Annotated in this window: 12 protein-coding genes and 1 riboswitch; of the genes, 2 read left to right on the forward strand and 10 right to left on the reverse strand. The window is 41.7% G+C overall.

What is annotated here, in order from left to right; all coding sequences use genetic code 11:
- Positions 1–124 precede the first annotated feature (124 nt).
- Both DESYODRAFT_RS24885 and DESYODRAFT_RS24890 read right to left on the reverse strand, forming a co-directional pair.
- On the reverse strand, positions 125–2173 hold the full coding sequence (locus DESYODRAFT_RS24885; RefSeq protein ID WP_007787291.1) for an alkaline phosphatase family protein: 2049 nt from the start codon (positions 2171–2173) through the stop codon (positions 125–127).
- A gap of 474 nt (positions 2174–2647) precedes the next feature.
- Positions 2648–4213, reverse strand: a complete 1566-nt coding sequence (locus DESYODRAFT_RS24890) for a BCCT family transporter (RefSeq protein ID WP_007787293.1) — start codon at positions 4211–4213, stop codon at positions 2648–2650.
- A gap of 524 nt (positions 4214–4737) precedes the next feature.
- On the opposite strand from DESYODRAFT_RS24890, the gene DESYODRAFT_RS24895 reads away from it, so the two are divergent.
- The gene (locus tag DESYODRAFT_RS24895) at positions 4738–5643 is read left to right on the forward strand and encodes a LysR family transcriptional regulator (protein ID WP_007787294.1); all 906 of its coding nucleotides are present in this window, start codon (positions 4738–4740) and stop codon (positions 5641–5643) included.
- Between the two features lie 365 nt (positions 5644–6008).
- Here the strand turns inward: DESYODRAFT_RS24895 and dapA are convergent, their stop codons facing one another.
- Positions 6009–6899: a 4-hydroxy-tetrahydrodipicolinate synthase gene (gene dapA / locus DESYODRAFT_RS24900; RefSeq protein WP_007787295.1), complete on the reverse strand. Its 891-nt coding sequence runs from the start codon at positions 6897–6899 to the stop codon at positions 6009–6011.
- A gap of 86 nt (positions 6900–6985) precedes the next feature.
- Positions 6986–7161: riboswitch (Lysine riboswitch) on the reverse strand.
- A gap of 459 nt (positions 7162–7620) precedes the next feature.
- Between dapA and DESYODRAFT_RS24905 the strand changes: the two genes are divergently transcribed.
- Positions 7621–8082 (forward strand): hypothetical protein, encoded by a 462-nt coding sequence (locus DESYODRAFT_RS24905; RefSeq protein ID WP_007787296.1) that lies wholly within the window; start codon positions 7621–7623, stop codon positions 8080–8082.
- Between the two features lie 340 nt (positions 8083–8422).
- On the opposite strand, the gene DESYODRAFT_RS24910 is transcribed toward DESYODRAFT_RS24905, so the two are convergent.
- From DESYODRAFT_RS24910 to DESYODRAFT_RS28940, 7 genes are all read right to left on the reverse strand, one after another.
- Complete coding sequence (locus DESYODRAFT_RS24910) at positions 8423–8758, reverse strand: hypothetical protein (RefSeq protein WP_042339130.1); 336 nt, start codon at positions 8756–8758, stop codon at positions 8423–8425.
- Between the two features lie 534 nt (positions 8759–9292).
- Positions 9293–9670, reverse strand: coding sequence for a hypothetical protein (locus DESYODRAFT_RS24915; RefSeq protein WP_007787297.1), 378 nt, complete (start codon positions 9668–9670; stop codon positions 9293–9295).
- A 40-nt stretch (positions 9671–9710) separates the two neighbouring features.
- Positions 9711–10532: an N-acetylmuramoyl-L-alanine amidase family protein gene (locus DESYODRAFT_RS24920; protein WP_007787298.1), complete on the reverse strand. Its 822-nt coding sequence runs from the start codon at positions 10530–10532 to the stop codon at positions 9711–9713.
- Between the two features lie 34 nt (positions 10533–10566).
- Positions 10567–10932 (reverse strand): hypothetical protein, encoded by a 366-nt coding sequence (locus DESYODRAFT_RS24925; RefSeq protein WP_007787299.1) that lies wholly within the window; start codon positions 10930–10932, stop codon positions 10567–10569.
- 81 nt (positions 10933–11013) lie between these two features.
- Positions 11014–11148 (reverse strand): XkdX family protein, encoded by a 135-nt coding sequence (locus tag DESYODRAFT_RS27710; RefSeq protein WP_007787300.1) that lies wholly within the window; start codon positions 11146–11148, stop codon positions 11014–11016.
- The gene (locus tag DESYODRAFT_RS24930; protein WP_007787301.1) at positions 11148–11462 is read right to left on the reverse strand and encodes a hypothetical protein; all 315 of its coding nucleotides are present in this window, start codon (positions 11460–11462) and stop codon (positions 11148–11150) included. Before DESYODRAFT_RS24930 ends, DESYODRAFT_RS27710 begins: the two co-directional genes overlap by 1 nt.
- Positions 11463–11481: 19 nt before the next feature.
- The gene (locus DESYODRAFT_RS28940; protein WP_042339132.1) at positions 11482–12213 is read right to left on the reverse strand and encodes a hypothetical protein; all 732 of its coding nucleotides are present in this window, start codon (positions 12211–12213) and stop codon (positions 11482–11484) included.
- Between the last annotated feature and the right edge of the window lie 235 nt (positions 12214–12448).

A 12448-nucleotide genomic window follows, 5' to 3' on the forward strand; every position in this document is an offset into this window, starting at 1 on the left:
TTGCAGTGATTATGGACATTATCATCCCAATTTTTCAGGTATCGGCGATCTTTCTCGCTTTGACTTCTATCAAAAAGCAGCTATCAGAGTGCAGCACTCTGATAGCTGCTCATATCGCACTTTATTAAATATCTTCGGAGAAAATCTGATAAATCGGAGCTCCCTCACATTGTGCAGGGTAACGCAGCCCGAGCAGTGCCGAAACTGAAGGTGCAACATCGACTTGTCGGATGGTGCGTTCTGTTGTAAATCCTGACTTAATACCCGCACCTGCGGCTACAAAAATCGGAGAAACTGATGTTTCAAAATACCCCTCTGAAGTTGAAATGCTATCACCGTGCAATCTGTTGTATCCTTCTTCAACTGAGAAGAAGATATCGCCGCATTCCGGTCCATTAGCACCAATTAACACAGCATCTTTGTTTCTGAGGCAAATCCCGATAACACGTTTACCCGTACGTTCATCTCTGTAATTATAGAGATCGGAGATGAGTTGTTCTTCTAAGTCATATTTGTCTTTGGGATCCACAATCCCGTATTTGTCACGGCCTTTGAGGTTGATGTAAATGTAGTTACTGCGGATTTGTACAGCTCTGGTCTTTTCCCAATCGACTTCTCTGATGGAATTGCCATTCTCGTCTTTTTTCATAACCGTATAGCCCAGTTCCTCCATCACCTTTGTGTTGAGGCCGCCATATTCTCCAATAATCGGAGGTACGTTTTCCCCAACAATAAGACCATGATCACTTACGACCAACACTGTCCAGCCTTCATCTAACAAATACAGGAATTCTCCGAGATAATCATCCGTCTGCGTATAGAATTTTTCGATAAACCCTTGATACGTTTTTTCATCGGTGTGATCCCAATTTGGCAGAGTCTTACCCAGATGCCATAACTGATGACCCGCGCAGTCGATATTGTGAAGGTGTGAAAATACGGCTGTATATCCCTTTTCTTTAATCAAATAATTCATACTGTCAGCTTGCCACTTGCAGTAAATTTCCCAGGAAGGTTCGAAGATTTCACGTACCAACTCAGCATCTTCCCCCCCGATTAAGCTGACAGGCGGAACTTCGCCGACGTTGCCGACAACATCTTTATAAAGGGACTTTTGATGCCATAATTGGTCATTTGAGATATCAAGAGCGTTGCTGATCCAAAGTCTAACCTTATTGCCGGCCGGATCAAGTTCTAAAATCTTCATTGAACGGCAGGCAGGTTTGGTGACTTCCTTTTTGGTTACATCATCAATAATACCTGTTACCATTTTATCCCGTTCCAGAATAACGATTGGCGCTTCTGCCTTCTTGTTCTTGTAAATAGCTACCCGGTCATATTCCCCGGCTTCATTTTTGAGAATTAAGGCCGGACGTCTCATGACACCACCGGATGTTAAGATCGTGAATTCTTTAGCCCCTTCAGGTGCATTTGCCCAACCCGCAGCATCCTTGAGGGGAGAGTTGACGATATCATAAGCTACCTTGCTGCCGATAACAACTTCCGTATCTTCGTCATCCATTACGTAGGTACGGATTTCGCCGCCTTCACGGGCTGTATCCCCCCACCAAAGTTCCATCATTTCATCGTCAACCTCAGCGTCCAAAGTGTCTTCCAAGTCGGTAATTATGCAGCCCACGCCTGCTGGTTTATCCACTCTTGGAGCGTAACGTACTTCTTTAATTTCAGGGGTGGCAATGATCACCTTTTCCCAATCGAGCTGGGCGACACCCATATTGACCGAACCCGGCTGTGTACCGTCCACAACACTCAGATTTTCACTGTGCGAGGTTGGAGGCCAGGAGCTTCCGGGCCAATGCCAAACGAGGGTCTTCATGCCGGCTTCGGAGGTAATATTCCAGATTTGCTCCGCCGTGCAATTACGAGAATCTAAATTGTATACAACTGCATCAAGGCTTTCCGGGGACTGTCGCCAATAGCAAGTAATCCCATGAGTTCCCGGATAAGCACCTGTGGCGAGTGTCGTCCAACAAGGCGGTGTAATCGTTGGGATTGCTCCTAAAAGCATAAGATCTTCTCTGGCTGATCCTCGATCAATAAATTTTTGTAGGTTAGGCATTTTTCCTTCCGCCAGAAACTTCCTGCTGATTCTGGGGTCCATTCCATCGACACCCAATACCAATAGTTTATTGGTGAGTGCTGCTCTCTTCATAATACGTATCACTCCTCATAAATTTAAGCTTAGTATTAACATTCTCCAACTAAGTGGGGAAAATTTTACGCTTTAAGATCCAAACATGCAGTTGCTGCTACTTGTTAATTCATTCACTTTCCACTCGAATTATATTCAATTCGAGTTTATGTGTAAAATACCGACTAATTATGCCCCGTATAGTTAAGTTAACTATGGCTTATTAGGATTTTTAATAGTTAATGTTTAGTGTTGATTTAAAAGTGAAACAGGTGACAACGATACATATGTCATCACCTGTTTTTACTAATTCGTTCTACGGTAAGATTCTAAAAACCTTACTGGCTGAAGCCGCCTTTTGCTATACTACCAGAAAGTATAAAACTTACGTTATTATACTGCAAGAAAGGTAATCCGTACGAAGACAGTGTCTTCGGGCACCGGCCAAGTTTTCTTTATTTTCCGAGCTGGTCTTACTGGACAGCCCTGTTATGATTAGCCTTCTTCCGGATAATCAACAACTTGCACTTTAGCTTCTTGGCCGAAATCTTCCTTGAGCCACTTGCATAGGGACATCCCTAAGATGATGATAATAGCTATAATAGGTACGCTGGTGGCAACAGATGAAAGCTGAACTACAGATAATCCGCCCACCATCATGATAGCCACCCCGATCACAGCCAGGGCTGCACACCAGAAAAGTCTTGTCCAGCGGGGAGATTCCTGATCGTTCCTAACCTCTTTGCAAGCGATCATGGAAATAATAAACGCATTGGAATCAATGGTCGTAGCTTGGAAAATAAGCATTACAAATAAGAAATAGGGAATCACTATTGCAGTTAAAGGTAAGGTATTTAAGACTTGGGTAATCATTGCCCCGGCACCAGCCTCAGCCAAAGTTACATCAAGTGCTACCCCTTGATTAAGCTGTAGATCTACTGTATAGGCACCGAAGACTAAGAAGAATATTGAACAGCCGATTGTCGTTACAACCATCATATTCAGAACAACGTTTTTGATCGTTCTCCCCTTGGAGATCCTGGCAACAAATAATCCGAAATACATGGCCCATGCTGCCCACCAGGCCCAGTAAAATACTGTCCAGTCCTGAGGAAAACCGGATTTGGTAACCGGATCCGTATATAAACTCATCCGTAAAAAGTTAGTAGCCCAAACCCCTAGACTGTCAACATAAAAGGATAACATAAATAGGGTGGGGCCTACCAGCATAACAAAGGCTAATAATCCCATACATAACCAACTATTTAATTCCGACAATTTTTTAATTCCACTATTTAAACCGGAGTAAGCACTATAGCCAAATACCGCTGCAATCACCAGTGTAACCCCAATTTTTACCGCCATAGAATCCTCAATACCCAGCATATTGGCACTTACAGCCGATATCATAGGCACGACCGTTCCTAAGGTAGTCCCTAATCCGCCTACCAGACCGATAACAACAAAGATATCAATAGCTCTGCCAAGCCATCCGTCTACCCTGTCCCCCAATATTCCCCTGCAAGCATAGCTTGGATAGAAGTAGGGTTTTTTTCTTACGTAAATCATGTAGGCAAAGGCGATAGCCCCCGGGACAAAGATAGCCCAGGCCGATATACCCCAGTGAAATATTCCATAAGCAATAGAGAATTGCGCAGCTTGTGCTGAAAATGCCTCACCCCAGAAAGGAGGAAACTTAAGATAAAAAATAGGCTCGGCCATGGACCAATAAACTAAACCGGCTCCGACACCGCCGGTGAACATCATCGATATCCAGCTGAAGTCTGAGAATTCAGGTTTATCATCTTTTCCGCCCAATTTTACATTGCCATATCTGCCAAAAGCCAGCCAAAGTGAAAACACTACACAACCCAAAGCAAATAATAACCATAACCAGTCCATTCTATAGGTTATAGCTTTTAAGATGGTTGAAACATAAGGTTGCAGCTCCGTACCAAAAATAAGCATTGGTGCATATAACACAACACATAAAATGGCACTGCCCCAGAAAACAACAGGATTAATACGAGCATATATACCTTTAGACTTCTCTTGTGACAAGTTATTCACCCTTTCTTGTGATTTAATCTGAGATTCTTTGATTCAACTACTTATTGTCCTGAAATAACCATCAAAACCTCCTATAAATTAATCCACAGGAGCCAGTACTATTGAAACGATAATTAACTTTAATTAGACTGTCCAAGGGCTTGGGGTCATATTATGGCACCCCACTTGTAAAAATTAATAAATCGAAATAAGAGCGTTAACTTTTCTCCCTTCATAAATTTATGTTTTAATTGTGATTTCCATCACTTATTTGCAGATTATAAGGTAATATAGCTTTATCTGTAAAATACTTAGTGATTATGCCCCCTATAGTTAATATAGAGGAAGATTATTAAATTTTTCTATAGTTAAATTTTTACACCTAACTGTAACTTCCAAATAATAGGTTGAATTATTATTGTTTTCTCACTTTGTTATCTGAATAACTCATAGTATAATGAGAAGTAATCGTTAAGTTCAAACCTCATAAAATAAACTCTAAATCCCAAATTAAGCTGTCAAGGATGGTTAGAAATATGCGCTTAGAACAATTATCCTATTTAATTGCTGTCCATGAATCTAAATCGATTTCTCTTGCCGCCGAACGCTCCCATATTTCACAGCCTGCGCTTAGCTCTGCCATCAGTAAATTAGAGGACGAACTGGGTATTGTTCTGCTAAAAAGAACTAATGCAGGAGCCCAGCTTACTGAAATGGGCGAACAAATTATTGTTGTGGCTAAGGAAGTTCTCAACAAGATTGATGAAATCAAATCCATTGCTCATGGCGATTCAATTGATTTACAGGGTAATATTTCAATGGCTGTTGAACCAAGTATAAACATAACAGTAATGCCTGAAATATTGACAACCTTTAAACATGATCATCCTAAAGTGGATACTATTTTGAAAGTCGGAGAGTCGAATAATATACTAAGGGATGTTCAATCAGGTAAAGCTGATTTTGGGATGATCTTAAAAACCGATGCCTTTTCCAAATCAAAGGATATTAACTACAAAGAATTGTTTTCTGATGAGCTGGTCATCATTTCCGGGAATAATTGTGAGATGACTAAAGGGTCTTCCACTATGACTCTTAAGCAGGCCCTATCTTTGCCTATTCTTTTATACAACACTGAATATATCACTGATTGTGGCGTATCGAGTGTATTGCAAAGATATGGTGATATTAATGTGTCTTACAGGGTTGACAACCTAGAGATGATGGAAAAGATTCTGTCTCAAGGAAAAACAATTGCCTTCGTCCCTCAGTTTATGGCTGATGAATACGTAAAATCCAGTAAAATAAAAAAAATCGCCCTCAGCGATGCGCATTTAGAGGTTATAATCCTTTTAATATGGCTGAACCGCCATCATCTCTCTTTAGTCGAAAAAGAATTTATTAAGGTCATTAAAAACGTCTGCTCCAAAAGGTATAAGTGAAACTTGCAAGCCGTAGCCTCGGGCCGTACTCTCTGACACTTACGTTCAGACAAACAAAATAGTCCATTAAAGTCGAGATAAATTTTTGTTATCTCGACTTTTCCAGTTATGCCCGGAATTGAAGTCAACTGTCAACCTCGATTGCTTATGGCGAAGTTAATTAAATTCATACTAAAAACGATGCTTAATTTTTAACCCCCAAAAGCCGAAGGGGCTGTCTCAAAAATAAATGAAGACAGCCCCTTTTTATGTTCTTAATTGTATTAAAGATTGTGCACTACTATTACATTTTTCAGCCCAAGGATAGCGAAACTACCCTATTGCCAGATAGATTTGCCGGTCTCGTCCTGTCTCTATGATCTTCCTCAAACGTTTAATCCATGTGCTCTCATAAGAGAGACCAACTTTTCACGGTTTGTATCCTCCATTGTTGTAAGAGGGGATCTGAGATAATCCTTGCAGAAACCCATAGCTGCCATAGCAGCCTTGACCGGAATAGGGTTTACTTCGCAAAACAGTGCCTCTATAAGGGAGTAAAGTTTATATTGCTGCTCTGCACTGCCTGCAATGTCACCCTTAAAGAAACGTGTGCAAATCTCACGTGTCTGTGCCGGCATGACGTTAGAAATCACAGAAATGCCGCCAACTCCGCCAAGCGCCATAAGTGGAACCAACTGATCGTCATTGCCTGAATACAAATCAAGCTTACCATGCACACGCGCCATGGTTTCAACAACTTTGGAAATGTTGCCATTTGCTTCTTTAATCCCTACTATATTTTCGTGTTCAGCTAATGCCTCGTAGGTTGCAGGCTCAATATTTATCCCCGTCCTTGAAGGCACATTATAGAGAATGATAGGCTTAGTACTCTTGTCGGCAATTTGAGCAAACATTTTAATCAGGCCTTTTTGCGTAGCTTTGTTGTAATAAGGGGTAACTACGAGCATTGCATCCGCACCTGCTTCGCAGGCACAATGCGTGAGATCATGCACGTATTCGGTGTCATTGCTGCCTGTGCCGGCAATAACCGGCACTCTGCCTCCTGCATGCTGAACGGCAAATGTAATTGCTGCTCTGTGCTCGGCGTCAGTCAGGGTCGACGCTTCGCCTGTGGTTCCGCAAATTACCAGAGCATCAATCCCTTCTGCAATTTGCCAATCGATCAATCTGCCAAGCTGTTCATAATTAATTCCTGTTTCGTCCAGAGGAGTGATGAGAGCAGTGGCGATACCTTTGAAAACAGTGTTCTTTTTCATGTTAATTCTACGTCTCCTTTTATACAAAAAAATAGCTGATACGGAATCAGCTACTAAATTACCCTATGATTTTCCAATCATACTGTAATATAGATAGCTCTCCGCAAACGCGACAATTGAACAAATCTTATTTTGTTCAACCAGCCCAGTCCCCACGTAATTGGGACCAACTTCGGCATCTACACCTTTCACCGAAGCTACGGTCTTACGTAAACCTTAACAACTTCGGATACTGATTGTACAATGCACCTCTATCAGTTCTATTAAGTCTATCCATATATTGCTATACTTGTCAAGCCTAAATTATCAACTGCGTTTTCCTAAGCTTGACACATGAAATTAACCTCTTGATTTTTAGTGATTTCAGTGTCCTGCGATCTGTGGGGCTCAACAAAATCCTCAGGATTGAAGAAAAATCCCCTCGGTTTAAGCCGCTTTCACTAAATCCTGAGTATTTTCTAAAGCTGAGGATAAGGATAAGCATAATAAAATCCGTATATAAGAATAGGCAGTCGGAAATTCTGCACGGGCTCCCGCCACCACGGTTAAAAAAATGAAAATAGGTTACAATTAACATCGGGGTTCGATAGAGAAGTTTATCCCCTCCGAAGTACAGGACAGCACAGGATAGAAATAGAAGTCCCATGATTGAATCAAAAAGATAGGATTATTATGTTGATAGTTACGGTAGGGTTAAGCAAAACATAGGGAGGACCGTAAGATGAAAATCATTGACCTTAAAGACAGATTTGCAAGGAGCTTGGTTGCCGGATTTTTTGCTTCTTTAGTATTATTAGCTTTAAATTTATTTTCTTATTATATACTCCACTTAAGTCAGCGCCGTTTTATAAACTATTCAGCTTTAATGATCTTTGGGAGACAATTTAATAACTTTCCTGAGGCTTTTGTAAGTTCCATTGCTCAAATTTGTTTTTCCACTTCTTTGATTGTTATTTCTAGTTATCTTATTCTTAAGGAAAAAAGGGAAACTTATTTATTGAGAGGGTTGTTTGTTGGTTTTGGAAGCTGGTTCGCAATTTTGTCCTCGTGTTATATCATTGGAATCCATAACACATTATTGATGGATCTAGGATCAGCTATTTCCTTTTTTATCGCTTCTCTTATTTGGGGCATATTGGGTGCTTGGCTTTTGCATATATTGGATGAACGGTACGAATCCTGAAGGGAGTCAAACTCAATTCAATAATCCTGCCCATACATAAACTGCGGTAAATAATTCCCGTATCCCCGGCTTGTTGCATCTCAAAATCCCAAACGTTTGGGATTTTGAGATGCACATTTCTATTTTAGTGGCAAAATTCAACTGACAATATCATTCGTGGACACATGATCACAGGAAAACTGATAAACGTCTGCTTTTCTCCGGAAGGGCTAATCCGGCATGTCCCTATATTCTATGAGTTTGCTGTCCGAGAGGTGCCATACCATTTAAAAAATTAGGGCATGTCCCAGAAAAGACAACGTTGTCTTTTCTGGGACATGCCTTGGATTGCCCACTTCTGTCACCATATTGATCCTATGAATCTCCAATACGGGATGCAAAGGACGACCGTTAGCAGCACAACAATACCATAGCAAAGGGCAACATAGCGACCTTGCCTGTGATTAAAAGCCTTCCCCCCCGTACTGTAGTAAGCCATAAGATAGGTTGGCGATTGATAGGGGAAAAAGAAAGGATCGATTGTCAAGAGAATTACAAACACTAACACCCATGGATGGATACCGGCTTGGCTTGCCAAGGGGGCTAATGACAGGGTGAGAAGAATAAGCGCCGGATCATTCTCCAGATCCTTCGCATAAAGGGACGCTAAGTTCATATATTCTAAAGCTTTTTGCATGTCTCCATGCATCCGATATATTTCAGCCGATTTTTCATACATACGAGAAAGTTTGATCTATTTATTCGTTTAAGGTATTTCCATTTGCATCCCGTTCCTCCCCAGGAATTCCCCAGAGGATAATCGCCTGGTTTCTGCTCAAATTCGGAATCGATTCCGAATTTGAGCTACATTCATAACACATACAACTGCTTCTTCTGCAGTATTTCCGATGGTCTGTCCCAGATCCTGAGGCAATTGTAGAGCTGCTGCGCTGAACGCACTCCAGTTTGAATTACCTTAAGAACTATATCAATAAAATTATTCCCAGGATAAAAAACAAAAAACGCCCCTCCATAGGAGGGGCGTGACAGAGGAGGTAAGAGAGACAGCGGTCTATATTTCAACCGTTATGTCCAAGTATTTTTCGGCCATATTTAGTATAGAACAAATATGTTAACGTTACGTGACCTTGATATGTAGAATGTGTTAAACCTTATAATGGAAAAAGCCCCTCCAATTAAGGATAGGGCTCTCGCCATGTCTTAAAATAATTTACCCATGATCAATTCCCTTTACTTCCTGAACAGCTTCTTGCTTTGGTTTTTGATGAACGTCGGTAGAGTTTAATTCTGTTAGATAATTCTTCGCGCTGGCATAAAGTGTTCTGGCCATATTTTCAAACATCGAATAAGTCATAACCATTCGTACCGCTCTCGGCAGTAACTCATATCCCTTACTAACCACAAAACTAAATTTCTGATCACCAACCTCCAATACAAGGGCCTCTGCTTGCTTTTCTACCTGCAGCATCAGAGAAAGGATTATTTTTGTTGCTTTTGCCTTTCCTTGAGACACCAAGAAAACAACAAAGCCGCTAACCAATAAAATTAACCCCCAGTAAGCTTGGAGGCCCGATAATACAATATCCACTTTTATTTCTCCTTTTCAAATTGGCAAGCACTTGCGAATATTAAGCGCCTGTTGCACTTACAACAGCTGCAGTATCTCCCCAAGTCTTCCCGGAAAGGATTGTTTCGTTCGGATGTCCCACGGGTCCACCCCCGACTATGACAAGATGCTCGGCTTTAAAAACGTCTGGCGGTGGGGTCTTATCATCAAATCTCAAAAAAACTGCACAGTTGCCAAGTTTGATTGACTCTCTTCGCGCCGGTACCAAGTAATCCTCAATGCCATGAGCTAAAACCGCTTCTTTCATCTCATAGCCCCTTTTCTTTTGTGTATTTCCACTGACACTAACCTCGAAATGATCCCCAATCCCCTGGGCGATCGCTAAAGCAGCCTGATCCATCTTTTCCAAGATCGTGGCTTCCTCTGAATTAATGAAACCGTGCTCAATGAGCACGGCCGGCATCTCTGTCCACTTTAATACATACCAATTTGCGTATTTGACACCACGGTCTGTCATTCCCAGCAGAGCCATTCTTGCCCGGATCGCCTTGGCAATCTTCTCCCCTTCGCCCCCGGCCGCAAGAGCATAGACCTCGTTCCCGTATGCTTTCGCAGCCGCTGAATTATTGTGGAAGGAGTAGAATGCGTCACCGCCCAAAGAGTTGGCCGCTTTTACCCTATTTTTCAGGTCCAAATCAACGTTGAATGCTATCGGCGCGCAGAAGTCCTTGTCTGTAGTCCTAGTGAACTTCACTCTGAAGCGGCCTGTTGCTTCGAGAATCACTGCAATTTTCTTGGCCAACGCTAAAACATTATCCTTTTCCTTAGTTGTCGAGCCTACAGCTCCCGGATCTGCGCCGCCATGGCCTGGGTCGAAGATCATATCATATATCTTTAATTCACCCGAATGACTCACCTCACTTTACAAAAATACTGGACAGAAACTCAGGGTTAACATTCTGACCAATGGCCGCAAGCGTTATGATGAGCGCTAGAGTCACCGAACCCTTAATAATCCATTGTCCACCAGATGAACTCCAAAACCCACTAGCCTCTTCGGCATATTCGCGAGCCGTTTCGAGAGCAGACACTCGCTTCTCCATTGTTTCTAACGTCTTAGAGGTTGTCTCCAACAGCTGAGTGAGCTGGGTGATAATAATCTTTAAATCTGTTATGGTCTCACTATGTGCGTTTAATCTGCGCTCAGCCACCTCCATCTGCTTATCTAGTCCTTTATGTGTTCTCTCACAGGATTGTTCTGTGACTAAGTTTTCCCCCGCCATAGCCCCACCTCACTCCTATTAGGCAATAAAAATAACGCCCTTTTTTAAAGCGTTTGCTGCACATAATGAGTCTATTGTGCATTAGTCAACATAGTCTATACCGGTAATCGTCTTATACTGTTCTTCAGTGATCTTGCTCTTAACCACAAATACTTTAACGTCATCAATAGAATAGTTTACTGGATAGTTACTTGACACAAATTTAAACCAATCCATTACATTAATCCCTCCATAACTAAAGTAAGAATGACCTGGGCGTTTTGACTCTTAAGATCATCAATCTTTTGCTCAATAGTTTGCTGTTCTGCGCTATTTTCATTGGCTATAGCTGTTTTTTCTGCCTGCCATTGTGCCTGTGTTAGTTCAGATATATCCTCATGCTGTGGCAGGTCGCAATCACACGCAAATACAAAACATGACCTATCCATTTTGTAACCCTGTGAACCCGGAACAATTGAATCAATGTTGAGGGTTTTGTAATCACATTGTCCGAACATATTCGTGAAATTAACTATCTTACCGAATTTCATCTGTATTACCTCCTTAATATTAATTGAAGACATGGTGGAATATGGACGGTGATATACCGACACTAGTACCGGATTTACTTATAAAACTCACATATTGAGAGGAGGCGGCGGTCTCGGTTATTGCACCCTCCGGCATTACTGCCAACCATCTACCTGAACTACCATAATTAGCAGAATAAATCTCCGTACCAGATAGGGTGATTATCCACATCATCGAGCTAGAGCCATTGGTGGTGTACATATAAAGTCGATCCGTTGCCGTGTGCATTACACACACAGGTTCCCTACGACTAGAATTGAAAAATGATGTTATGGATGAGATGACTGTTCCATTTTTATCTGTTACATATGCGGCACGTGATGATGTATTATACCAGAACATCCTATCGACATTTACTGCCCTGAGTTCGATATATGAACTTGGTGTAAATAGAACCGTCTTAATTACTGTCCCAGATGGGTTATATAAGTTGGCTTCACCTTGGGAACCCCTCACCCAGATCCCATCACCATCGACGAACGAAATCACCTTATTAATATCCACGAATACTATGGGATTCAGATATGCACTCACGGAGCCTTTCTTCTGAAGCGTACCAGAGACACCGAATATGTCCTTTCCACTCAATATATTTGCCGGTATCAAGTCAGGGTCCCCGGATATAGTAATATTACTCGAATAGTACCCAGCATATTTAGTCTGTGCTGAAGTTCCCGGAGTTACTGTTCCTCCAGCCCCCCTACTGACCATGGTCCCGACTAATCCAGTATCTGCATCGTTGCTGAATGTCTTTCCTGCTAGTACATTATCAGCAACGGCATCACCCTCTGCACTAGCTTTTATAAAAAAACAATTATCAGATGTACTGTACCAAACTGTATAGGCTTTATCAGCGATTAAAGTTGGTGCTGTAGTTGTGCCTGGCTTATATAGTGATTTGGTATTTATAGTTGTTGGTGCCCCACTATTATTAGCAGACGCAATG

This window comes from Desulfosporosinus youngiae DSM 17734, from assembly GCF_000244895.1.
In the GTDB taxonomy this organism is placed as follows: domain Bacteria; phylum Bacillota; class Desulfitobacteriia; order Desulfitobacteriales; family Desulfitobacteriaceae; genus Desulfosporosinus; species Desulfosporosinus youngiae.

Excerpts from the sequence above, each read along its gene's own strand:
- dapA (WP_007787295.1), bottom strand. The coding sequence starts at position 6,899 with ATGAAAAAGAACACTGTTTTCAAAGGTATCGCCACTGCTCTCATCACT.
- DESYODRAFT_RS24895 (WP_007787294.1), top strand. The coding sequence starts at position 4,738 with ATGCGCTTAGAACAATTATCCTATTTAATTGCTGTCCATGAATCTAAA.
- DESYODRAFT_RS24925 (WP_007787299.1), bottom strand. The coding sequence starts at position 10,932 with ATGGCGGGGGAAAACTTAGTCACAGAACAATCCTGTGAGAGAACACAT.
- DESYODRAFT_RS24885 (WP_007787291.1), bottom strand. The coding sequence starts at position 2,173 with ATGAAGAGAGCAGCACTCACCAATAAACTATTGGTATTGGGTGTCGAT.
- DESYODRAFT_RS24920 (WP_007787298.1), bottom strand. The coding sequence starts at position 10,532 with ATGATCTTCGACCCAGGCCATGGCGGCGCAGATCCGGGAGCTGTAGGC.
- DESYODRAFT_RS24930 (WP_007787301.1), bottom strand. The coding sequence starts at position 11,462 with ATGAAATTCGGTAAGATAGTTAATTTCACGAATATGTTCGGACAATGT.
- DESYODRAFT_RS28940 (WP_042339132.1), bottom strand. The coding sequence starts at position 12,213 with ATGGTCAGTAGGGGGGCTGGAGGAACAGTAACTCCGGGAACTTCAGCA.
- DESYODRAFT_RS27710 (WP_007787300.1), bottom strand. The coding sequence starts at position 11,148 with ATGGATTGGTTTAAATTTGTGTCAAGTAACTATCCAGTAAACTATTCT.
- DESYODRAFT_RS24905 (WP_007787296.1), top strand. The coding sequence starts at position 7,621 with ATGAAAATCATTGACCTTAAAGACAGATTTGCAAGGAGCTTGGTTGCC.
- DESYODRAFT_RS24910 (WP_042339130.1), bottom strand. The coding sequence starts at position 8,758 with ATGCAAAAAGCTTTAGAATATATGAACTTAGCGTCCCTTTATGCGAAG.